This is a genomic window from Mesorhizobium sp. AD1-1 (assembly GCF_020164655.1).
GTDB classification, from domain to species: domain Bacteria; phylum Pseudomonadota; class Alphaproteobacteria; order Rhizobiales; family Rhizobiaceae; genus Mesorhizobium; species Mesorhizobium ciceri.
The window spans coordinates 320,609-342,005 of the sequence record NZ_JAIUGP010000005.1; the positions used below are offsets into that span (position 1 = coordinate 320,609).

The following is a 21,397-nucleotide window of genomic DNA, read 5'->3' on the forward strand; positions in this document are numbered from 1 at the left end:
TGGGAGCAGGTCTTGGCGACCACAATGATCACACCGCTGAATACCTCCTCCAGAGCCGCCTCTCGCGGCCTCAGCGACATTTCGATACGCAACCTCTTCATCATCCCGACGATCGTGTTCCTGATCGTCTTCAACATCTTTCCGCTGATCTATTCGCTCGGCTATTCCTTCACCGACTTCCGCGCATCGACCAATGCGCCGGCCAATTTCGTCGGACTGAAGAACTATCGCGAGCTCCTCAGCGACCCTTATATCTGGAACAATTTCGCGGTGACCGCGAAATACGTCATCGTCTCGGTCGTCGGTCAGGTTGTCGTCGGCTTTGGAACGGCAATGCTGCTCAATCGCACCATTCCGCTCAAGGGCCTGATCACGACATTGCTGCTCTTGCCGATGATGCTCTCGATGGCGGTGGTCGGCCTGTTCTGGAAGCTGCTCTACGATCCGTCCTGGGGTGTCATCAACTACGTGCTCGACCTCGGCAAATTCCAATGGCTCGGCGACCCGAAGATGGCGCTCTACGCGGTCGCGTTCACGGACATCTGGATGTGGTCGCCCTTCGTCATGCTGTTGTCGCTCGCCGGGCTTTCGGCGGTGCCGAAGCATCTTTACGAAGCTGCCGCGATCGACCGCGCCGGGCCGTTCTATACCTTCTTCCGCATCACGCTGCCGCTGGTCGCGCCGATCCTGATGATCGCGGTCATCTTCCGCACCATGGAAGCCTTCAAGACTTTCGATCTTGCCTATGTGCTGTCGACGCAGCCGAGCACGGAGGTGATTTCCATCCGTCTCTACAAGATGGCTTTCCAGGAATGGCAGACGGGGCGCTCCTGCGCGCTTGCCTATATCGTGCTGATCATGGTGCTGGCGATCACCAACATCTATGTGAAATACCTCAACAAAGTTAAGGAGCGCTGAGATGGCGGCCGTCCAGACTTCGGGTGAACGGGCGCTCAACAAGGTCGCTATTGTCGCCGTCCTTTTGGTGACGATCATCTTCCTGGCGCCGATCTACTGGATCGTGGCGACCTCGTTCAAGCCACGCAACCTGGCCACGACGATCCCGCCGACGGTGATGTTCGAGCCGACCATCTCGCCTTTCGTCAAACTTTTCACAAAGCGCTCACAGTTGCGCAGCCCGCCGTCGGCCGAAGAATATGCCGCCGCCCCGTGGTGGGAGCGCGTCGTGTTCGACGGCGGCGAGAAGATCGTGCGCGACGGCAAGGGCCAGGTGCAATGGTCGGGATATCCGAGCCGCTTCCTGAACTCGCTCATCATCGCCATCACCTCGACGGTGTTGGCGGTCGGCATGGGGACATTCACCGCCTATGGCTTCTCGCGCTTCAAGGTGAAGGGGGAAGCGGACCTGCTCTTCTTCATCCTGTCGACGCGCATGTTGCCGGCGGTGGTGGTCGCCATCCCGATGTTCCTGATGTACCGGGCAGTCGGGCTCAACGATACGCATCTGGGCCTGATCATTCTCTACACCGCCTTCAACCTGTCCTTCTCCGTGTGGCTGATGAAGGGTTTCATGGACGAGATTCCGAAGGAATATGAGGAGGCCGCGCTTGTCGACGGCTACACGCGCATGGAGGCGTTCTTCAAGATCGTGCTGCCGGAGGCCGCAACGGGCATCGCCGCCACCGCCGTGTTCTGTTTCATCACCGCATGGAACGAATACGCCTTTGCGCTGATCATGACCAACCGCCGCGCCCAGACCGCGCCTCCCTTCATCCCGAGCCAGGTCGGTTCGGGCCTGCCGGACTGGACGGTGATCGCCTCCGGAACCTTCCTGTTCCTGCTGCCGGTCGCCATCTTCACCTTCCTGCTTCGCAATCATCTGCTGCGCGGCATGTCCTTCGGAGCGATCCGCAAATGAGTTTTCGCGCCTTCAACCAGAAATACCTTGAACCTGGGTCGCAGATATTGATGGTGCTCGGCATCGTCGCGCTCTGCCAGCCCTGGAACATGCTGCTGCACAGCTATGGCCTGACCATCATCCTGATCGGGCTCGTCGGCTTCAACGTAACCTCCAAGATCGCGCCCGAGGAGAAGGCCGGCACCGGCCAGGTGCGCAATCCGGGAGCACAGCATTGACCCAGATCGAGCTTCGCGGCGTCCAGAAATTCTTCGGCGCCGTCCAGGTCATCAAGGACCTGAACCTCAAGATCGCCGACAACGAGTTCATCGTGCTGCTCGGCCAATCGGGCTGCGGCAAGACGACGACGCTGCGCGCCATCGCCGGGCTGGAAACCATCGACGAGGGCGACATCTTCATCGACGGCAAGCCGGTGCAGCATTTGAAGGCCGCCGATCGCGACATCGCCATGGTGTTCCAGTCGTTCTCGCTCTATCCGCATATGAGCGTCTACGAGAACATCGCCTTCCCCTTGCGCGCCACGCGCAAGAGCAAGACGGAGATCGACAGCGAGGTGCGCTCCGTCGCCAAGACGCTGCAGATCACCGACCTGCTGGACAAGAAGCCGTCGGCGCTCTCCGGTGGCGACATGCAGCGCGTCGCCATTGGCCGCGCTCTGGTGCGGCGGCCGAAAGCCATGCTGATGGATGAGCCGATCGGCGCGCTCGACGCCAAGCTGCGCGAGGAGATGCGCGCGGAAATCAAGCGGCTGCACATCAAGCAGGGCTCGACCACCATCTATGTCACGCACGACCAGATCGAGGCCATGAGCCTGGCCGACCGCATCGTCATCATGCACGCAGGCGTCTTGCAGCAGGTCGGCACGCCCGACGAGGTCTATTCGCAGCCGGCAAATCTGTTCGTGGCGCAATTCGTCGGCAGCCCGGTGATGAATGTCACCGATGCGGCGGTGGCCGAGACGGCGTCCTCGGTTTCGGTGACGGTCGGTGGAGCCGCCGCCGGCTTCGAGTTCCCGCGAGCGCTGCTGTCGAAGCTCAACGGCCATGCCGGCGGCCAGTTGGCGCTTGGCATACGGCCGGAAGGCGTGCTCATCCGGCGCGAGGCGACCGAGGGCTTCGTGCCTGTCGACACACATATCGTCGAGCCGCTCGGCTCCTTCGACATCGTCGATCTCAAGGTCGGAACCGAGTTGCTGCGGGTCCGCACCAAGAGCGGCTTCGTTGCCGGACCCGGTGAAAGGGTCTTCGCCAGGATCGACCCGACCCAGGCGCATTTCTTCGACAAGGCAAGCGGCAAGTCGCTCGAGGTGAGACTCTGATGGCCCATATCCAGCTCAAGAACATCTCGAAGACCTTCGGCAACCACACGGCGCTCACCGGGCTCGATCTCGATATTGCCGATGGCGAGTTCTTCGTGCTGCTGGGCGAGACGGGCGCCGGCAAGACGACGACGCTGCGGCTTATCGCCGGCTTGGAAAAGCCCAGCGAAGGCCAGGTCTTCATCGACGGCGTCGACGTTGCCGACTGGGGTGCGGCCGAGCGTGACGTGGCGCTGGTGCTGCAGCAATATTCGCTCTATCCGCGCTACACGGTGCGCGAAAATCTCGAATTCCCGCTGAAGCCGAAAATTCGCCGGCTGCCCGACGCCGAGATCAAGGACCGTGTCGACCGTGCCGCCCGTACGCTGCGGATCGAGCATCTGCTCGACCGCAAGACGGATCGGCTGTCCGGCGGCGAGATGCAGCGCGTCTCGATCGGCCGCGCCATTGTGCGCAAGCCGCGTGTGTTCCTGATGGACGAGCCGCTGTCTGCGCTCGACGCCAAGCTGCGCGAGGCGCTGCGGACTGAACTGAAGAACCTGCAGATACAGCTCGGCGCCACCTTCCTGTTCGTCACCCACGATCAGATCGAGGCGATGTCGATGGGTGACAAGGTCGGCGTGCTCAACCATGGCCGAATCGTCCAGACCGGCACACCGCATGAGATCTACAACAATCCACGCGACACCTATGTGGCGAGCTTCGTCGGTTCGCCGCCGATGAACCTCATCGACGGCAAGCTCGTGAACGGCCGCGCGGTGATGGCGCCGCTGAATTTCGAATTGCCTTTTTCAGGGGGAGCCAAAGCGGGCGGGGCGACCGATGGTCGCCCGCTCGTCTTCGGCATTCGTCCCGAGGACGTCTATCTCGAGAGCGGCGCGCCGGTCGAGGCGCGTGTCCACGACGTCGAGAACCACGGCGTCGAAAAGATCCTGACGCTGCGCGTCGGCGACGCGACACTGCGTGCAACCGTGCCGGCCAGGACCGACGTCGCCATCGAGCAGGCGGTGCGCTTTGCCTGGAACCCCGACAAGGTGGTGCTGTTCGACAAGGGCAGCGGCGTCAGCTTGCGTCACGCCTCGTAGCCGCATCCCAGCCTATTTCTGGAAGTAGGTTTCGTAGGGCGTGTCGTTGATCAGCAGGATCACGCATTCCGTGTCGGAGACGCAGGCGTCGTCATGCATCTCATTGGCTTTCTGGGTCCAGTAGGATCCAGGAGGCAGTTCGACCTTGGTCGCCTCGCCGCCATCCATCTGCCAGTGCGCCCACATCCCCTTTATGACCACCGCACGATAATCCGCGGTGTGCGCATGGACCGGTGCGCGCCAGTTGCCGGGAACCTTCAGCAACGTGCCTGCCGGACCCTTGGCCCGCTCGCCCCACAATGGGCCAAGACGATGCGGCTGGTCGGGTACTTCCGCCACATAGGGGATCTTGTCGGCCGGCAGGTAGCTGTCCTCGAGGGCAAAGGCGCGCCCGGGAACCGCAAGCATGACGGCGAGTGCGATGAGCTTCGGATGATTTGGCATTGGTTCTCCTCTTCGGGCCGACTGGACGCCGGCCTCTCGCTGCCTGGTTCTGGCAAGCTATTGCATGCGGGTAGCCCGGCAATGGCATTGCGTCCGGAAGGCTTGGCAATTCATCCAGACCCGGCAATCCACGGCCACGCTGCGGCTGGTGCCGATGCGATTGATGCCGCGCGCCATGTCGATCATCCTGACCGGCGTTTCGCTGGCGACCGTCTGTGCGGCGCCGGTCGGCGCCTATGTCGGTGACATCTGGGGCTGGCGCACGGCCTTCATGATTGCGACCGTGGTCGCCGCCCTGGCACTGCTGGTGCAGCTGGCCACCATTTCGAAATTGCCCCCCGTGGGTGTGGCAAGCTTCCGCACCTTGCTCGACGTGCTGAAGCGTCCGTCGATCCGGGTGGCGCTGCTGGTCGTGCTGCTGGTCGCTTCGGGACACTTTGCCGGCTTCACCTATGTCCGTCCCTTCCTCGAGAAGGTCCCCGTGCTCGACATCGAGACGATCTCGCTGGTGCTGCTGGCCTATGGCATTGGCGGCTTCTTCGGCAATGTCGCCGGCGGCATCCTGGCCGAGAGCAGCCTCAAGGCAGCCGTTGGGCTGGCGCCCTTGCTGATCGCACCGGCCGCCGCCTCGATGCTGGTTTTCGGAGCTTCGCCGACGATCGCCGCTGCCGCCGTTGCGGTCTGGGGCTTTGCTTTCGGCGCGGTTCCGGTCGGGCTGCAGAGCTGGCTGGTGCGGGCAGCACCCGACCAGGCAGAAAGCGCCGGCGGACTGATGGTGGCGACGTTCCAGGTGGCGATCGCGCTCGGCGCCGTCTTCGGCGGCCTGCTGGTCGACCACACCGGCGTCGCCAGTGCCTTCGCCTATTGCGGCGCGGCGACATTGCTGGCGGCCAGCGTGGTGTTCCTGCGCGGCCCGAAGCAGACCGAGTAGCCTCGCCGCAATCAGGCTTCCCTGACACCTGCGCGTCGGCCCGAGAACCATCACGGTTTTCGGTCGACGCCGTTGTGACGGCAGCAACGAACGAACTCAGGCCGACCGCCCGTCGAAATCGAAGACCGACAGGATCGAGGGGTCGAGATCGGCCACGCAGTTGATGTTGATGTAGGCGCTGCGTTCACGGCCCTCGCGGACATCCTCCGCAAAGGGATGGATACCGCAGGCCCGGCAGAACCGGTGCGCGATGGTATGATTGCCGAATGTGTAGGTGCCCAAATCGTCGCCCCAGGCCAGGACCCGCAAGGTCTCGTGCGGGATGGCACACAACAGGGCGCCCTTGCGCGAGCAGATCGAGCAATTGCACCTGATGGCGCCGGTCAGTTCGGCCTTGAATTCGAAGGCGACCTTGCCGCAGTGGCAGCTGCCTTTGTAGAGCATCGGATTTTCCTCGCATTCGACAGGGTGCAAAACCGCCTGCGCCGGGTTAAGTCTCGGCAAGCCAGGCACTGGCCGCTATCCCTTAAGACGTTCAAGGCGTCCGGAGTCCGACACCGAAAATGCAATCCGTCCGTGATCATCTGGAAATCATCCTTGCGCGCCTCGCCGCCCGTGCCGGCGAAGAGCGTGTGTTCACGAAGCTCTATGCCGAAGCCGCGAGGGCCGCGGCCGATGCCAGCGATGCGCGCAGCCAAGCCGGCGTGACGCTCGGGCCGCTCGACGGCACCATCGTCTCGATCAAGGATTTGTTCGATGTCGCCGGCGAGCCAACCACGGCCGGCTCGCTGATGCTCAAGACCGCAGCACCTCCGCTGCGCGATGCCGCGATCGTCAGCCGGCTGCGGCAGGCCGGCGCGGTTATCACCGGCAAGACCAACATGACCGAATTCGCCTTCACCGCGATCGGCGACAACCAGCATTTCGGCACGCCTGGCAATGCCGTGGACACCAATCGCATTCCGGGTGGTTCTTCCTCAGGCGCCGGCGTTTCCGTCGGCGAGCGCACGAGCGAAATATCGATCGGTTCCGACACCGGCGGTTCGATACGCATTCCGGCTTCACTCAACGGTGTCGTCGGCTTCAAGCCGACGGCGCGACGTGTGCCGCTCGCCGGCGCGTTCCCACTGTCGGCCACGCTGGACTCGATCGGTCCGCTTGCCCGAACCGTCGCCCAGTGTGCCGCCGCCGACGCCGTGATGGCCGGTGAGGTGCCGACCGCGCTGACGCCGATTGCCCTGGCAGGGCTTCGCATAGGCATTCCGCGTGGCGTCCTTTTCGAAGAGACGGAAGACGAGGTGGCGACCGCGTTCGACCGCTGCCTTGGCAAGATCGAGCAGACGGGCGCGCGGATCGCGGAACTGTCGATCGACGATCTGCTTGCCGATTTGCGCGCGGCCACCAAGCGTGGTTCGATCGCCGCGATGGAGGGGGCCGAAGTGCATGCCGACTGGCTGGCGACAGGGGCATCGGTGCCGGTCGACCCGCATGTCAGCGGACCTTTGTCGCGGGCAGCCATGCTGCCGACGCCTGTCTACATCAGGGCAATGCGCCGTCGTACAGCGCTCGGCGCCGCCATGGACGAGCGGCTGTCCTCGGTCGATGTGCTGGCCTTGCCGACCACACCGGTGACGGCGCCGACCATCGTCTCGATGGCTGACCACCCTGAGTTGCGTGACCGCACCGAAGGCCTGCTGCTGCGCAACACGCAGGTTGCCAACCAGTTCGATCTCTGCGCGATCTCGCTGCCGATGCCGGGCACTCAGCTGCCCGCCGGCTTGATGCTGGTGGCGCGCAACGGCCATGACCAACGCCTGCTGCGCATAGCAGCAGAGGTGGAGCAGCTGCTTGGCGCGTGAGCAGGGCTGAACCGCCCATCAGCGCGACGAACAGTGCTTGCGTTCGCTGTCCTTGGCGGTCCGTACGATCCGGGTCGCGACCAGCCAGGGCAGATTGTACTCCTTGCCGGTGATCGTCTGGGTGCGGTGCTCGATCGAGCCCCTGACGACGATCTTGCCTGCATAAAGCGCGTCGGAAAGATCGGTTATGGCCTTGTCGGCCTGCGGCAATCCGCTGGGGTCGATCGACACGCCCTTGATGATCGCCCCGGTGGCAAGGTCGAGTGCGCTGTTGGACGGGCAGGGCGCCTTGAAGCAGCGCAGCCCGTTGTCGCAATAGACATAACTTCTCTCGGCCGCGAATGCCGGCATGGCACAGAGCGAACAGGCAGCGACAAAGAGGAAGGCGAGGCGAGGACCGGACATGGCTCTCAACGTCGCGGAGAATTGGGGCGAAACCGCGATGTGTTACAGGCGCGCCGGAAACCGCCGCCGATAGTGATCGACCACTTCTGGATTGCGCAGATTGACCGGCAGCTTGCCCGCCAGAACCAGCAGGGCTTCGCCCACCGCGCCGACGCCCATGCGCATCATCGATTCCTCGGTGATCCCCGCCATGTGCGGCGTGACGATAACATTGTCGAAGCCGAAATAGGGATGGTTCGACGGCAGCGGCTGCGTCGCAAACACGTCGAGCGCGGCGCCGCCGATGCGCCGTTTCTGCAAGGCCTCGATCAGCGCGTCGTCGTCGACGACCGGTCCGCGCGACACGTTGATCAGCAGCGCCTGCGGCTTCATGCGGGCGATCCGCTCACGGTTGATCAGGCCGCGCGTTTCCGGCGTCAACGGGCAGCACAGAACGATGATGTCGCTCTGCTCGACGAGAGCGTCGATCGACAGGAAGCCGACCTTGTCCGGCGCTGGCTGCATGCTGCGCGTCGTTGCCACCACCTTCAGGTCGAAGCCGTGCGCGGCGATATGGCCGACCGCCTGGCCGACGGCGCCGAGGCCGACAATGCCGATCGTCTTGCCGGCAAGCTCGCTGTTGGCGTTGGCGTGCTCGCGGCCGGCAAGCCAGCCTTTGGCGCGCAGGTCGCGGTCGACGACGCGGAAGTTGCGCAGCAAGGCGAGGGCCACGAACATGACGTGTTCGGCCACCGATCGGGCATTGACCGCCGGCACATTCGCCACCAGCACGCCGGCGGCCGTCGCTGCTTCCATCGGGATCATGTCGAGCCCGGCGCCATGACGGATTGCCGCCCGCAGCAGCTTTGCGCCGTCGAAAAGCTGTGGGGGCAGCGGCGCGCGCACGATGACGATGTCGGCATTCCTGGCTTCGGCGGCCAGCGTGGCCGGATCGATGGCGGAGGCGACGACGAGCTCTCCGGCGCCGGAGAGCATAGCCGAGGCGCGCGGGTGCAGGGCGTGGGTCGTGAGGATACGGGCCATGTCGGTCAAGCTTTTTCGAGCGCCGGGCTTTGCGGCTCCTCGCCATGGCCCTCGATCAGGCCCTTCCAGTAGCTCTCAGCGCCCTGCAGATGGGCGCTCATCAGCGCCTGTGCGAGATTGCCGTCGCGGCGCAGCAGCGCCTCATAGATCTGGATATGCTCGGCATGCGAGCGCACGTTGCGCTCGGGGTCGTTGAAATAGATCGGCAGGCGCTGCTCGCCCATCATGTAGTAGACGCTGCAGACATTGTGGAAGACGCTGTTCTTGGTGGCGCGCACGATTTCGAGGTGAAATTCGCGGTCTTCCCTGGCAAGCCCTTCGCCGGCGGCGATGCGCTCTTCCGAAGCCTTCAGGATTTCGCGCAGCCGCTCGAAATTTTCCTCTGTGGCACGCGAACAGGCAAGTTCGGCCGCCTTGATCTCGTGGATCTTGCGCAGTTCGACCGTCTCGTAGATCTGGATCGGGTCGAGCGGCAGGCCCGCGCGGGCAAAGAGCGCCATGGCCTCCACACTGGCCTGCTTGGTGTCGATGTAGATGCCGGACTTGGCCCGGCGCTCAACGATGCGCATGGCCTCCAGGATGGCCAGCGCCTCGCGGATCTGACCGCGGCTGACGGCGAAATGCTCCGCCAGTTCGCGCTCCGATGGCGTTCGGCCGCTCTCCTTGTCCGAATGGGAGAACAGGTAGGCAGCGAGTTCCGCGAGAAGGTTCTTTTCTTTCATCGTCAACCGCGTTGCGCGTGCGCCTCCAGGAACCGCTCCGAAATGGTGAATCCCAGACCCGGTTTTTCCGGGATCGCTATCATACCGTCCCTGGCTTCGACAGTCTCTTCGACCAGATCATGGATCATCGGGTTGGCGCCGAGCGAATATTCGACGGTGAAACTCGACGGCGAGGCGGCGCAGACATGCAAGCCTGCGAAAAAACAGGGCGCGCCGGCCCACAAATGCGGTGCAAAGCGCAGATTGAAGGCGCTGGCGATGGTGCCGATCTTCATCGCCTCGCTGATGCCGCCGCAGAAGGCGGGATCGGGCTGGAAGATGTCGGCGGCTTTGAGCACGGCAAGGTCGCGGAAGGCGTAGCGGGTCGCCTCGCTTTCGCCGGTGGCGATCGGAACGGCGCCACTTGCCCGCACTTCGGCCATGCCCGGCTTATCGTCGGCGATGATAGGTTCCTCGAACCACGCCAGGTCAAGGTCGTTGACGAGATGGATGAAGCGCTTGGCTTCAGCCACCGTGTAGGTGCCGTGCGCGTCGACCATCAGTTCGACATCGGGGCCGAGCGCCTGCCGTGCGGCGCGCACGCGGGTGGCGGAAATGTGCGCCGCGCCGTCCATGGCGCCAACCCGCATCTTCAGTGCCTTGAAACCGCCCTTGGCGATATAGGACTTCAACTGCTCGCCGATGGCGTCGGCGGCCGCCCAGCCGCCAGACGCGTAAGCCGGCATGCGATCGAGCTTGCGGCCGCCGAGCAGCCGCCAGACAGGAACGCCAAGCGATTTGCCAAGAATGTCCCACAGGGCGATGTCGACGGCGCTGATCGCCGCGATGCTCATGCCGCGCCGCGCCAGCTGCGGCATGGCGTGGCCGCCGCGTGCGGCGCTGTCGTGGCGCACGCCATTGTAGAGCATCTCCCAGATGACGCCGATGTCGGCCGGATCGCGGCCAACCAGCTGCGGCCCGACCTCATGGTTCAGCATATGGACGAGCGCACCGTAGCTGCCGGCACTGCCGGCGGCGTTCTTGCCTTCGCCCCAGCCGACCAGCCCGTCATCGGTCTCGATGCGCAGGATGGCGGCGTCGAAGGTCGTCACCTGACCGAAGTCGCTGCGGTGCTGCCGAGCGGCTTCGATCGGAACGCGGATCCACCAGGCTTGGACGGACTTGATACGCATATTCTTCCCCAGCCCTGCGCCGGTCAGGGCGGAAGGGCGAATTTCCCTGAGGCAGTCGACTACTTGATCAGCGGCAGCAACGTTTCGGCGTTGATGCGCATCTGGTCGGTGTAGAATTTCTCGGTGAGCACGCTGGAGCCGTGGTCCTGGATGAACTTCAGCTGTTCGGGCGAGATATCGACCGGATTGCGCTCGACCATGTCGGGATAGGGGGCCGCCGGCGTCCGGTCGACGGGCGCGACGAACTCGTTGGTCAACGCGCCGTCGTAGCCGATCTCGCGCAAGGTGGCGACGATCTTCGGCCAGTCGATCTGGCCGAGACCGGCGGCGAAGCGGTTGTTGTCGGCGACATGGAAGTCGAACAGGCGCTTTCCGGCCTGCCGGATCGCGTCATAGACGTTAAATTCTTCCATATGGAGGTGGTAGGCGTCGAGGCAGACACCGCATTCGGGGCTGACCGCGTCGGCCAAAGCCAGCGCCTGGGCGCCGCGATTGAACAGATAGGTCTCGAAGCGGTTGAGCGGTTCAACAGCGATCTTGACGCCGACCTTCTTGGCGTGGGTGAAGCATTCGCGGGTGGCGTCGACGACCCACTTCCATTCCTCTTCCTCGGTGCCGTCAGGCACGACCTTGCCGACGGTCGCCGGAACCAGCGTGATGATCTCGCCATCGAGTTCGCTGACCATGGTCAGCACGTCCTTGACATACTGAACGGAACGCTCGCGCTGGCCCTGGTTCCTGGCGGCAAGGTTGCGCTCGCCCAGCATCAGGGTCACCGCGCCCCAGCAACGAATGCCATGCTCCTTCAGCAGCGCCCGGGTCTCCCTGGTCTTGTACTGCTCGGGTTCGCCGGAAATCTCGATCGACTCATAGCCGAATTTCTTGATGCGCTTGAGCGTCGTTTCCAAGGGTTCCGCGCGCATCCAGTTGTGCGTCGAAAGATGCATGGTCTGTCCTTCCCAACTCGTCTCTATGGTTCGCCTGCGACATGCATCGCCAAAAGGCGACACAAAGGTTCCTCCCCAAGGCGTTCCCAGCCTTTTCTCGCAAACTGGTTCGACCAATTGGGCCTGAAGCGAGGTCTACAGCAAATTATCCGGATCGGCAAGAAGCGCCGGGATGCAACTTTCGCTGTGGAGTATTTCCTTGATTATATTGAGATATATATGCCTGCGCCGGGTGGTTTTGGGGTCATGATGGCGCATTGCAAGGCTTGACCAAAATTCCACATTTGGTAATACCAGAATGGTGGTGCGTGCAAGCGCCCGTTGAGAAAAGACCAAAGTGGCTGGCCCTGTTTCCAATCGGCGCTATGCTCGGTCGCGAGAGAAATGAGGGAGGATGCCGATGCCGACGACAATGAAGGGCCCGGGGCTGTTTCTGGCGCAGTTCGCGGGCGACGCCGCGCCGTTCAACTCACTGGCGTCGATCACCAAATGGGCGGCCGGTCTCGGCTACAAGGGCGTGCAGATCCCGACCTGGGACGCGCGGCTGTTCGATCTCAAGAAGGCAGCCTCTTCCAAGGCCTATTGCGACGAGGTGAAAGGCATTTGCGCCGACGCCGGCGTCGAGATCACGGAATTGTCGACGCATCTGCAGGGGCAATTGGTGGCGGTGCATCCTGCCTATGACGCGCAGATGGATGGCTTTGCGCCGCCATCGGTGCATAACAATCCCGCAGCCCGGCAGAAGTGGGCTGTCGAGCAGATGAAGTTCGGCGCCAAAGCATCGCGTAATCTAGGCCTGAATGCTTCAGTGTCGTTTACCGGCTCGCTGGCTTTCCCTTACCTCTATCCGTTCCCGCAGCGGCCGGCTGGACTCATTGAGGAAGCGTTTGGCGAGCTCGGCAAACGCTGGAAGCCGATTCTCGACGTGTACGAGGACAACGGCGTCGATGTCGGCTATGAAATTCACCCGTCTGAAGACGTTTTCGACGGCGCCACTTTCGAGATGTTCCTCGACGCGGTCGGCGGCCACAAGCGCTGCAACATCAATTACGATCCGTCGCATTTCCTGCTGCAGCAGCTCGACTATCTCGAATTCATCGACATCTATCACGAGCGCATCAAGGCGTTCCACGTCAAGGACGCCGAGTTCAACCCGACCGGCCGGCAAGGCGTCTATTCCGGCTATCAGAGCTGGACCAACCGCGCCGCGCGCTTCCGTTCGCTGGGCGATGGACAGGTGGATTTCGGCGGCATCTTCTCCAAGCTGACGCAGTACAATTATGATTCCTGGGCGGTGCTGGAGTGGGAGTGCTGCCTGAAGCATCCGGAGGATGGTGCGGCCGAAGGCGCGCCTTTCATCGAGCACCACATCATCCGGGTGACGGAAAAGGCATTCGACGACTTCGCCGCTGGCACCACCGACAAGAAGTTGCTGCGCGCCATGATGGGAATCTAGCTCGATTTTCCCTCCCCTTCGCGGGGAGGGTGGCCCAAAGGCCGGGTGGGTCGGTTCACACCGCACTCTGCCTCAACGACCCCACCCGATCCGCTGCGCGGATCGACCTCCCTCAAGGGGGTAAGCAACAGCGAGGAGCAAGATATGGTCGGCGCATCGAAGTCGGAAACGGGAGGCGGCCCGATCCGCTACGGCATGGTCGGCGGCGGGCAAGGCGCCTTCATCGGCGCGGTGCATCGGATCGCGGCGCGGCTGGACAACGAGTTCGTGCTGGTTGCCGGCGCTTTGTCAGCCGACCCGGCCCGTGCCAAGGCCTCGGCCGCCGAACTGGGGCTCGACCCCGCACGCAGCTACCCATCCTATGCCGAGATGGCCAAGGCCGAGGCGAAGCGCCCCGACGGCATCGAGGCGGTGGCCATAGTCACGCCCAACAATGTGCATGTGCCGGCGGCAAAAGCTTTCCTCGAGGCCGGCATCCACGTCATCTGCGACAAGCCGCTGGCGACGACGCTGGCCGAGGCGAAAAAGCTTGCGGCGATAGTCGAGAAGACCGGCAAGGTGTTCGTGCTGACGCACAACTACACCGCCTATCCGATGGTGCGGCAAGCACGCGAAATGGTCGCCAAGGGCGTGCTCGGCGACATCCGCATCGTGCAGTCCGAATATCCGCAAGACTGGCTGACCGAGGATTTGGCGGCGACAGGCCAGAAGCAGGCGGCGTGGCGCTCCGACCCCAAGCAGGCAGGTGCCGGCGGTGCGCTGGGCGATATCGGCACGCATGCCTACAACCTCGCCCGCTTCGTCTCGGGGCTGGAACTGGACTCCCTGTCGGCCGATCTCGACGCCTTCGTGCCGGGACGGTTACTGGATGATAACGTCAACGTCATGCTGCGCTTCAAGCCTACCGGCAAGACGCACCCGGCCAAGGGCATGATCTGGGCAAGCCAGGTGGCGCCCGGCCATGAGAACGGGCTGAAGCTGCGCATCTATGGCTCGAAGGGTGGGCTGGAATGGGTGCAGGCCGACCCGAACTATCTCTGGTACACGCCGTTCGGCCAGCCAAAGCAATTGATCACCCGCAACGGCGCCGGCGCGCTGCCGGTGGCGGGCCGTGTCAGCCGCGTCCCGTCGGGCCATCCCGAGGGCTATCTCGAAGGTTTCGCCAACATCTACCAGGAGGCCGCACGCGCCATCCGGGCGGCACGCCGCAAGGGCGGCAAGCCGGCAAAGGATGTCGTCTTCCCGACCATACAGGACGGCGTCGAGGGCATGGCCTTCATCGAGGCTTGCGTGAAGTCGTCGAAGAAAAACGGGGCGTGGACGAAGCTTTAGTGGCGCGGCGGGTAACGAAGACCCCCTCACCCGGATTGCCAGCCGAATTGCGAAGGGCAATTCGGGGCAATCCGACCTCTCCCCGAGGGGGAGGAGGAGGAGATGGCGCGACGCCAAGTCTCTTCTCCCCAGCGGGGAGAAGGTGGCCGCGAAGCGGCCGGATGAGGGGGCATGGCGCGAAGCTGGCGGAACAGCCAGTGCGCCGTCAAAGGGAGGGGTCGTCGATGAAAATCGGCATGTGCATGTTCTTGTGGACGACGGCGGTGTCGAAGAAACACGAGCCGCTGCTGCGCGACATCAAGGCGACCGGTTTCGATGGCGTCGAGATACCGATCTTCGCCGGCACGCCGGACGATTATAAAAAGCTCGGCGATCTGCTCGACCGCATCGGGCTGGAGCGGACTGCGGTTTCGGCCATGGGCGATCCGGCGATGAATTTGATCGCGGCCGACGCGGCAACCCGCAAGGCCGGTGTCGACTACATGAAATGGGCGATCGACTGCGCGCAGGCGCTTGGCGCCAGCACGCTGAGCGGCCCTCTGCATTCGACGCTCGGGTCCTTTTCCGGCTCTGGGCCGACGGCCGCGGAGAAGAAGCGCTCCGTCGGCTCGCAGCGCGCCATCGGCGACCATGCCGGCAACAAGGGCGTCACCATCGGGCTCGAGGCGCTGAACCGCTTCGAATGCTACCTGCTCAACACGATGGCGGACCTGTCGGAGCATATCGACGCCATCGACCGGCCGCACATCAAGGCGATGTACGACACCTTCCACGCCAATATCGAGGAGGCCGACCCGATCGGCGCCTACACGAAACACCGCAGGAATGTCGTGCATATCCATATCTCGGAGAACGATCGCGGCGTGCCGGGGCGCGGCAACATTCCGTGGACCGAAACGTTTTCCGCCATCCGCAAGAGCGGCTATGACGATTGGCTGACGATCGAGGCGTTCGGCCGCTCACTCAAGGATTTGGCGGCGGCGACCAAGGTGTGGCGGGATTTCTCAGAGACGCCGGAAGCGGTCTATCGGGAGGGGTATAGGCATATCAAGAGCGGGTGGAAGAAGGCGGCTTAGGCGCCCTGGCCCATTTTCTATTTGCGTTTGCGGCGGTTGCCAGGTGGTTCCCCCACTCCGTCTCGGCTTCGCCGAGCCACCTTGTATCTACACGAGAGAGATTTCGTGGGATTAGAGCGATTGAGCCAAGGTCCGGGCGGCCACCCGGACCTTGGCTTGGCGAAGTCGCCCGTACCATCTGAGTTACAGCCGCGGGAGAGCTTGGGATCTTCGCCTTCATCACGCACGACCGAACAGTCGCTTGGTTCCAACCGTACGCACAAGGCAGGTTACCGTGAACAGGATTATTTGTGGAGTTGATGTTTCGAAAGATTGGCTGGACGCGCATGTCTGGCCTGGCGGAGCGGCAGCGCGCTTCGCCAACGACGCGGCGGGGATCGCAGCTCTTTGGCTGTTCTGCCGCAGCCATGACGCAGCCCTTGCGGTGATGGAGGCATCGGGCGGCTATGAACGGCTGGGATTCATGCTCTTGTGGGCGCACGGCATGCCGTGCGGCGTGGTCAATGCCAAGAGCGTGCGCCGTTTCGCCGAGGCGATGGGCTATCTTGAGAAGACCGACAGGATCGACGCCGCTGTCATCGCCCACTACGGCGCAGTCAAGAACACTGTGCCGACGCCACCGCCAAGCGCCGCCCAGCAGCGGCTTGCCGCGTTGGTTGGCCGGCTTTGCCAGATTGTCGGCGATGCGACCATCAACAAGCAGCGTAGAAGTGCCGCACGCGACGCCGAGGTATGCGCCAGCATCGAGGCGATGCTGGCCTTCCTCAAGCGCGAGCAACGGCGCCTGGAAGGCGAGATTGCCTCGATGATCGATGACGATCCGCTGTGGGCCAGGCTGGAGCAGGCCTTTCGTTCGCTGAAGGGCGTGGCCGGACGCACCGTCGCCCGCCTGATGGCCGAACTGCCCGAGATCGGCCTCATCTCCAACAAGGCCATCGCCAAGCTGGCAGGCCTCGCTCCCTTCGCCAACGATAGCGGCAAGCGCACCGGCAACAGGCATGTGCGCGGCGGACGCGCCGGGCCGCGTGGCATCCTCTTCATCGTCGCAGCCATCGTGGCCAAATTCGATCCCAATCTCAAAGCTTTCGCTCAACGGTTGCAACAGGCGGGAAAGCCAAAAATGCTCATCCGCATCGCACTCGCCAGAAAACTCCTCGTCATCCTCAATGCAAAAGCACGCGATGCGCGCAACGAGTTCGCGAGTGCAACTTGACACCCCAGATAGTCGCTCTCCCCCCTCCGGAGGGAGAGGAAGGAAGCCTCGGCCTGGGAGGACACTCGGCCTAAGAGGACAGGCGTCGGCTCGGACAGCCTGGCGCTTTCCTCTACCCCGTCGATCGGGGGAGAGGTGTCGAGCGAAGCTCGACGGAGTGGGGGTCGATCCTTTGGCGCTGGTCGAGACGACTTGCGCGTCTGCATCACAAGCCTACCCCTGCTCAGCCTGGATCCTGTTGTAGTCGTGGATGGTCCGGCTCAGCCGGCGGCGCAGGAAGTTGGAGATGTTGTCGAAGATGAAGACGACGAGCAGGATCAGCAGCACCATGTAGAAGACGTTGGCCCAGTTGGAGTTGGTGCGCATCGCTTCCCACAGCTTCAGGCCGATGCCGCCGGCACCGACAGCGCCGATGATGGTGGCGCCGCGGGTGTTGGATTCCCACTGGTAGAGCGTCTGGCTGATGAACACCGGCACCACTTCCGGCAGCACGCCGTAGCGCTGCACCAGGAGGCCGTTGGCTCCGGTCGAGGTAATCCCCTCGCGCGGCTTGTCGTCGATGTTCTCCAGCGCCTCGGAATAGGTTTTGCCGAGCGTGCCGACCTCTGTGAAGAAGATCGCCGCACTGCCCGCCAGCGGTCCCGGCCCGAAGGCACGGGTGAAGAACAGCGCCCAGATCAGCATGTCGATGGAGCGCATGAAATCGAAGAAGCGCTTGAGCACCTGGTTGACCAGCCGGCTGGGCGTGATGTTACGGGCGGCGAAGAAGGCCAGCGGGAAGGCGACGATGCCGCCCAGCATGGTGCCGAGAAAGGCCATAACGATGGTCTGCAGGAGCTTCGTCCAGACATCGCCATGCTGCCACTGGGCGTTGTTCCAGATGTTGTCGCCGGCCAGCGCCAGATTTGACGTGCCTGGTTTCAGTTCCGGTCCGGAGACGATCAGCGAAGCGACTTCGCTTGCCGACTTGCCGAAGAAAGGCGAACGCGTGTCGAAGACGAAGTTTGCCCAGCCTAGAAAGCGCTTTCGGATCCTGACGCGGTCAACGGCGACGCGGGCCTCGCCGGCAAAGCCCATGTCGGCGACGACCTCATCCTCATGCGCGGTGATCCAGCCGGGAACCGGTCCCGAGATCAGCGGCTTGCCGGTGCCGAGTGCGACCGCAACGGTCTCACCGTTGGCAATTATCGTCGCTTGCGTCTTGGTGAAGGTAATCGACTTGGCGGTGCCGTCGATCAGGATCGTCACCGAACCATCGGCATTGGTCTTGACCCAGTCCGGATCCGGGTTCGGGCCGAGCACCGAGAAGCGTGGATATTTGGCAGTGATCTGCGGTTCGTCGAGGCGGAAGATCGGCTGCACGTCGTAGCTGATCCACTGGGTCAGGAACAGCGGCAGGCGCTCCCAGTGCGATTCCCGCATGACCTGCGGCAGGTTGAAGAACCACAATGCGTACAGCAGGTAGAGAAAGATGCCGCCAAGCAGCATCAGCGGCCCGAAGCGCTTGTGGAACGGCCGCTGGAATACCTGCGGGAAGCGCTCTTCGATCGACTGGATCTGATCGGCGGTCATGGTGGCCATGGTCAAGCGCTCATCACGAAAGCCTGCTCGCCGACCAGCTTGCGGCGCAGCCAGGCGGAGAACTGGTCGACGATGAAGATCGTCGTGAACAGGAGCAGCACGAGGGCTATCGTCTTGGCGCCGAAGCCGCGCGAGATCGACAGCTTCAACTCCTCGCCGATACCGCCGCCGCCGACCGCGCCCATGATGGTGGAAATGCGGACATTTATCTCAACACGCAGCAGCGTGTAGGACATGAAGTTGGGCAGCACCTGCGGCAGGCCGGCGAAGCGAACCCGCTCGAACCAGTTGGCGCCGACGGCCCTCAGGCCTTCCTCGGCGCGCATGTCGATGTTCTCGTTGATCTCGTAGAACAGCTTGCCCAGCGCGCCGATCGAGTGCAGGCCGATGGCGATGATGGCGGCGATCGGGCCGATCGAGACGATGGCGGCGAACAGGCCGGCGATGACGATCTCGGGAAAGGCGCGCAGCAGTTCCATGAGGCGCTTGACGATCAGCCGCAGCACCGGATGCGGCGTCAAATTGCGCGCCGCGATGAAGGAGAACGGCACGGCGAAGACGAAGCCGATGAAGGTCGAGACCAGGGCCACGTTGAGCGTGGTCAGCATCAGCTCGAAATATTCGGGGATGTAGAAGCTGCCCCAGACATAGGCGCGGCCAAGCGGAAAATTGAATTCCTGGGTACCGGTGTCACGCGGGGAAGTGATGTCGAACATCGCCCGCCAGACATCGTTCCAGTCCTTGGGGACGAGCCAGCTCAGGAAATCCAGCAAATGCGGCAACCGGTCGAAGAAATGCCCGGCATTGGCCTCGTCGGCGAACCACATGGTGCTGCCGAGCGCGGTGATGAGCAGGCCGACACCGATGGCGGTGTAGAGCCGGCGCAAGGACGTCTGGCGACGCCAGGCGTCGGCCATCTGATGAGTGGCGCCGGAAGGGGCTGTCACGGAAAGGGTCATGATCGGACATGCAAGAAGGGCGGCGTTTTCTCGACGCCGCCCTTCCTGATTTCGCCGTTAGCCGCCGATGGCTGCCTTACGGGCTTCGACGATGACGTTGTAGAAGTCCGCCTTAACCGGGACGTAGCCGGTAAAATCGCCGCCCTCGACGCCTTCGAAGCAAGCCTTGTCCTTCTTCGGCAACTGCGTGAAGAAGTCGGCGAGCTTGGCCGTCATTTCACTGCCGAGCGCGGTGCGCACGACCAGCGGGCCGTTCGGGATCAGGCCCGAGCGCCAGACCTCGACGAAGTCGTTGGGGTCGACGGCGCCCTTTGCGACTTCCTTGTGGAAGGTGCCCGAGGTGTAGCCGTCCTTGAAGTCGCCGATGCCGGAAGAATCGTCCACCGCCACGTCGACCTTGCCGTCACGCACGGCCAGGACGTTGTTCTCGTGACCGCCGTTGAACTGGGTCGAGGCGAAGAAGGTTTCGTTCGAAGCGCCGGTGTCCTTCGGGATCTGGGTCAGCGGGATCAGGTAGCCGGAGGTCGAATCCGGATCGGCGTAGCCGAGCTTCTTACCCTTGGCCGACTTGATGTCGGTAATGCCGGAGGATTTCAGCGCCAGGCCGATCGAATAATAGCCGGTGGCGCCGTCGGTCTGCTGGGTGGTGAGGATCGGGGTGACCGCCTTCGGGTCCTTGAGAGCGACGCTGGCGTAGCCGGAAGCGCCGAGCTCGGCGAAGTCGAGCGTGCCGCCGAGCAGGCCCTGGATGACGCCGTCATAGTCGGCGGCGGGGAACAACGAAACCTTTTCGAAGCCGAATTCGGCCTTCAGATGGTCGGCGAGGCACTGATAGTTGCGCAGCCGGTCGGTTTCGTTTTCGCCGCCGAGAATGCCGACGCGAAATTCCTTCATGTCGGCGGCATGGGCCATGCTGGTCGCCATGGCGAGCACCGAAACGGCGCCAAAGACCATCTTCCTGAACATTGGATATCTCTCCTGTAGGTTCCGGCCCCGCGCCGGCAGCGTTATCGATTTTGACAGGTGCCCTTGACGTGGGCTGGCGATCCCAACCGCTCTCAATATCCCGGGAATGCGGGCTCGAGCGGTCCGGCGGATGCGGCGATCTTTCGGCTGAAGGCAACGCTGGTCGAGGTGATGGCCTCGGAGATTTCCTGGCCATTGCTGTCGGCGCCGTAGACGAGGCGCACCGCCTCGCGGTTGAGCTCTTCCGGCGGGCCGTCGAAGACGACCTTGCCGGCAGCCATGCCGATGATGCGGTTGCAGTAGGTGCGGGCGGTGTCCAGCGTGTGCAGATTGGTGACGACGGTGATGCCTTCGCGCAAATTGATGTCCTGCAGCGAATCCATCACCACCTTGGCGTTGAGCGGGTCGAGCGAGGCGATCGGCTCGTCGGCGAGGATCACTCTGGGCTGCTGCATCATGGCACGAGCGATGGCGACGCGCTGCTGCTGGCCGCCCGACAAGGTGCCGGCGGGCTGCAGCGCGGTGCGGACGATGTCGAGCCGCTCGAGTGCCGCGACCGCCTCGGCGCATTCGGCGCGCGAGAACATGCCGAACAGGTTGGTGATGGTCGAGCGGTGGTTCAGCTTGCCGAGCAGCACATTGGTCAGCACGTCGAGGCGCGGCACCAGGTTGAACTGCTGGAAGATCATGGCGCAGTCACGCTGCCAGCGCCGCAGCGGCGAACCGCTCAGCTTCGAGACCTCGGCGCCGTCAAAAAAAATCGACCCCTGGCTGGGATCGATGAGACGGTTGATCATGCGAAGGAGGGTTGATTTGCCGGCGCCCGAACGGCCGATGACGCCAACCATCTGACCCTGCGGGATCGCGATGTTGATGTCGCTGACGGCAGTGTTCTTGCCAAATCGTCGGGTGACACCGCGGATTTCGAGCGTGGCGGAATTTGCTGGCATGGCGGCAGGTTCCAGTCCGGACCATTGATCGTCAGGCATTCGCCTAGCGCAGCCACATGAACCTGCCGTGTCGCGTTGA

21 protein-coding genes and 1 pseudogene are annotated in these 21,397 nt (G+C 63.3%); 11 read left to right on the top strand and 11 right to left on the bottom strand.

All coding sequences use genetic code 11. The features are described from left to right. Positions 1-12: 12 nt before the first annotated feature. Genes LB519_RS13140 through LB519_RS13160 form a run of 5 tightly spaced genes read left to right on the top strand, consistent with a single transcriptional unit; the run spans position 13 to position 4,282 of the window. The gene (locus tag LB519_RS13140) at positions 13-918 is read left to right on the top strand and encodes a carbohydrate ABC transporter permease (protein ID WP_013529495.1); all 906 of its coding nucleotides are present in this window, start codon (positions 13-15) and stop codon (positions 916-918) included. Between the two features lies 1 nt (position 919). After that, on the top strand, positions 920-1,879 hold the full coding sequence (locus LB519_RS13145; RefSeq protein ID WP_013529496.1) for a carbohydrate ABC transporter permease: 960 nt from the start codon (positions 920-922) through the stop codon (positions 1,877-1,879). Continuing rightward, entirely contained in the window at positions 1,876-2,097 is a 222-nt protein-coding gene (locus LB519_RS13150; protein WP_013529497.1) for a hypothetical protein, read from the top strand. Before LB519_RS13145 ends, LB519_RS13150 begins: the two co-directional genes overlap by 4 nt. Then, on the top strand, positions 2,094-3,197 hold the full coding sequence (locus LB519_RS13155; RefSeq protein WP_224620199.1) for an ABC transporter ATP-binding protein: 1,104 nt from the start codon (positions 2,094-2,096) through the stop codon (positions 3,195-3,197). Before LB519_RS13150 ends, LB519_RS13155 begins: the two co-directional genes overlap by 4 nt. Next, complete coding sequence (locus tag LB519_RS13160; RefSeq protein ID WP_013529499.1) at positions 3,197-4,282, top strand: ABC transporter ATP-binding protein; 1,086 nt, start codon at positions 3,197-3,199, stop codon at positions 4,280-4,282. The genes LB519_RS13155 and LB519_RS13160 overlap by 1 nt, the downstream gene beginning before the upstream one ends. Before the next feature lie 12 nt (positions 4,283-4,294). Here the strand turns inward: LB519_RS13160 and LB519_RS13165 are convergent, their stop codons facing one another. After that, entirely contained in the window at positions 4,295-4,726 is a 432-nt protein-coding gene (locus LB519_RS13165; RefSeq protein ID WP_013529500.1) for a DUF4437 domain-containing protein, read from the bottom strand. A 139-nt stretch (positions 4,727-4,865) separates the two neighbouring features. Between LB519_RS13165 and LB519_RS13170 the strand changes: the two are divergent. Further along, positions 4,866-5,657 (top strand): annotated as a pseudogene (locus tag LB519_RS13170) (MFS transporter); the annotation flags it as partial. A gap of 96 nt (positions 5,658-5,753) precedes the next feature. Here LB519_RS13170 and LB519_RS13175 read toward each other — a convergent pair. Next, entirely contained in the window at positions 5,754-6,101 is a 348-nt protein-coding gene (locus tag LB519_RS13175; RefSeq protein WP_224620200.1) for a GFA family protein, read from the bottom strand. A 119-nt stretch (positions 6,102-6,220) separates the two neighbouring features. Between LB519_RS13175 and LB519_RS13180 the strand changes: the two genes are divergently transcribed. Then, on the top strand, positions 6,221-7,516 hold the full coding sequence (locus LB519_RS13180) for an amidase (protein WP_224620201.1): 1,296 nt from the start codon (positions 6,221-6,223) through the stop codon (positions 7,514-7,516). An 18-nt stretch (positions 7,517-7,534) separates the two neighbouring features. Here LB519_RS13180 and LB519_RS13185 read toward each other — a convergent pair whose 3' ends face one another. The 5 genes from LB519_RS13185 to LB519_RS13205 are packed head-to-tail and all read right to left on the bottom strand — an operon-like array spanning position 7,535 to position 11,785. Further along, positions 7,535-7,921 carry a hypothetical protein gene (locus tag LB519_RS13185; protein WP_224620202.1) on the bottom strand — a complete coding sequence of 129 codons (387 nt, stop codon included), beginning with the start codon at positions 7,919-7,921 and terminating at the stop codon, positions 7,535-7,537. 42 nt (positions 7,922-7,963) lie between these two features. Continuing rightward, entirely contained in the window at positions 7,964-8,944 is a 981-nt protein-coding gene (locus tag LB519_RS13190) for a hydroxyacid dehydrogenase (RefSeq protein ID WP_224620203.1), read from the bottom strand. Between the two features lie 5 nt (positions 8,945-8,949). Next, positions 8,950-9,666 (bottom strand): FadR/GntR family transcriptional regulator, encoded by a 717-nt coding sequence (locus tag LB519_RS13195; protein ID WP_013529506.1) that lies wholly within the window; start codon positions 9,664-9,666, stop codon positions 8,950-8,952. A gap of 2 nt (positions 9,667-9,668) precedes the next feature. After that, complete coding sequence (locus tag LB519_RS13200; RefSeq protein ID WP_023812460.1) at positions 9,669-10,838, bottom strand: mandelate racemase/muconate lactonizing enzyme family protein; 1,170 nt, start codon at positions 10,836-10,838, stop codon at positions 9,669-9,671. A 59-nt stretch (positions 10,839-10,897) separates the two neighbouring features. Continuing rightward, positions 10,898-11,785: a sugar phosphate isomerase/epimerase family protein gene (locus LB519_RS13205; protein ID WP_013529508.1), complete on the bottom strand. Its 888-nt coding sequence runs from the start codon at positions 11,783-11,785 to the stop codon at positions 10,898-10,900. Positions 11,786-12,185: 400 nt separating this feature from the next. Between LB519_RS13205 and LB519_RS13210 the strand changes: the two genes are divergently transcribed. The 4 genes from LB519_RS13210 (at position 12,186) to LB519_RS13225 (ending at position 16,862) form a co-directional block, all read left to right on the top strand. Beyond that, a complete protein-coding gene (locus LB519_RS13210) occupies positions 12,186-13,241 on the top strand; it encodes a sugar phosphate isomerase/epimerase family protein (RefSeq protein ID WP_224620204.1) in 1,056 nt (351 codons plus the stop codon). A gap of 144 nt (positions 13,242-13,385) precedes the next feature. Beyond that, a complete protein-coding gene (locus LB519_RS13215) occupies positions 13,386-14,573 on the top strand; it encodes a Gfo/Idh/MocA family protein (RefSeq protein WP_224620205.1) in 1,188 nt (395 codons plus the stop codon). Between the two features lie 224 nt (positions 14,574-14,797). Continuing rightward, positions 14,798-15,649, top strand: a complete 852-nt coding sequence (locus tag LB519_RS13220; RefSeq protein ID WP_224620206.1) for a sugar phosphate isomerase/epimerase family protein — start codon at positions 14,798-14,800, stop codon at positions 15,647-15,649. Between the two features lie 274 nt (positions 15,650-15,923). Beyond that, a complete protein-coding gene (locus LB519_RS13225) occupies positions 15,924-16,862 on the top strand; it encodes an IS110 family transposase (protein WP_063172372.1) in 939 nt (312 codons plus the stop codon). Between the two features lie 213 nt (positions 16,863-17,075). Here the strand turns inward: LB519_RS13225 and phnE (LB519_RS13230) are convergent, their stop codons facing one another. The 4 genes from phnE (LB519_RS13230) to phnC all read right to left on the bottom strand — a co-directional run bounded on the left by phnE (LB519_RS13230) (position 17,076) and on the right by phnC (position 21,318). Beyond that, complete coding sequence (gene phnE / locus LB519_RS13230; RefSeq protein WP_224620207.1) at positions 17,076-18,443, bottom strand: phosphonate ABC transporter, permease protein PhnE; 1,368 nt, start codon at positions 18,441-18,443, stop codon at positions 17,076-17,078. 2 nt (positions 18,444-18,445) lie between these two features. After that, positions 18,446-19,402: a phosphonate ABC transporter, permease protein PhnE gene (gene phnE, locus LB519_RS13235; RefSeq protein ID WP_224620208.1), complete on the bottom strand. Its 957-nt coding sequence runs from the start codon at positions 19,400-19,402 to the stop codon at positions 18,446-18,448. A gap of 57 nt (positions 19,403-19,459) precedes the next feature. After that, positions 19,460-20,368 (bottom strand): phosphonate ABC transporter substrate-binding protein, encoded by a 909-nt coding sequence (gene phnD / locus LB519_RS13240; RefSeq protein WP_224620209.1) that lies wholly within the window; start codon positions 20,366-20,368, stop codon positions 19,460-19,462. Positions 20,369-20,460: 92 nt separating this feature from the next. Then, the gene (gene phnC, locus LB519_RS13245) at positions 20,461-21,318 is read right to left on the bottom strand and encodes a phosphonate ABC transporter ATP-binding protein (protein ID WP_063173113.1); all 858 of its coding nucleotides are present in this window, start codon (positions 21,316-21,318) and stop codon (positions 20,461-20,463) included. Between the last annotated feature and the right edge of the window lie 79 nt (positions 21,319-21,397).

Coding starts and splice junctions, on each gene's coding strand:
- LB519_RS13145 (WP_013529496.1), top strand. CDS start 920: ATGGCGGCCGTCCAGACTTCGGGTGAACGGGCGCTCAACAAGGTCGCT.
- LB519_RS13150 (WP_013529497.1), top strand. CDS start 1,876: ATGAGTTTTCGCGCCTTCAACCAGAAATACCTTGAACCTGGGTCGCAG.
- LB519_RS13160 (WP_013529499.1), top strand. CDS start 3,197: ATGGCCCATATCCAGCTCAAGAACATCTCGAAGACCTTCGGCAACCAC.
- LB519_RS13165 (WP_013529500.1), bottom strand. CDS start 4,726: ATGCCAAATCATCCGAAGCTCATCGCACTCGCCGTCATGCTTGCGGTT.
- LB519_RS13175 (WP_224620200.1), bottom strand. CDS start 6,101: ATGCTCTACAAAGGCAGCTGCCACTGCGGCAAGGTCGCCTTCGAATTC.
- LB519_RS13180 (WP_224620201.1), top strand. CDS start 6,221: ATGCAATCCGTCCGTGATCATCTGGAAATCATCCTTGCGCGCCTCGCC.
- LB519_RS13185 (WP_224620202.1), bottom strand. CDS start 7,921: ATGTCCGGTCCTCGCCTCGCCTTCCTCTTTGTCGCTGCCTGTTCGCTC.
- LB519_RS13190 (WP_224620203.1), bottom strand. CDS start 8,944: ATGGCCCGTATCCTCACGACCCACGCCCTGCACCCGCGCGCCTCGGCT.
- LB519_RS13195 (WP_013529506.1), bottom strand. CDS start 9,666: ATGAAAGAAAAGAACCTTCTCGCGGAACTCGCTGCCTACCTGTTCTCC.
- LB519_RS13200 (WP_023812460.1), bottom strand. CDS start 10,838: ATGCGTATCAAGTCCGTCCAAGCCTGGTGGATCCGCGTTCCGATCGAA.
- LB519_RS13205 (WP_013529508.1), bottom strand. CDS start 11,785: ATGCATCTTTCGACGCACAACTGGATGCGCGCGGAACCCTTGGAAACG.
- LB519_RS13210 (WP_224620204.1), top strand. CDS start 12,186: ATGCCGACGACAATGAAGGGCCCGGGGCTGTTTCTGGCGCAGTTCGCG.
- LB519_RS13215 (WP_224620205.1), top strand. CDS start 13,386: ATGGTCGGCGCATCGAAGTCGGAAACGGGAGGCGGCCCGATCCGCTAC.
- LB519_RS13220 (WP_224620206.1), top strand. CDS start 14,798: ATGAAAATCGGCATGTGCATGTTCTTGTGGACGACGGCGGTGTCGAAG.
- phnE (WP_224620207.1), bottom strand. CDS start 18,443: ATGGCCACCATGACCGCCGATCAGATCCAGTCGATCGAAGAGCGCTTC.
- phnE (WP_224620208.1), bottom strand. CDS start 19,402: ATGACCCTTTCCGTGACAGCCCCTTCCGGCGCCACTCATCAGATGGCC.
- phnD (WP_224620209.1), bottom strand. CDS start 20,368: ATGTTCAGGAAGATGGTCTTTGGCGCCGTTTCGGTGCTCGCCATGGCG.
- phnC (WP_063173113.1), bottom strand. CDS start 21,318: ATGCCAGCAAATTCCGCCACGCTCGAAATCCGCGGTGTCACCCGACGA.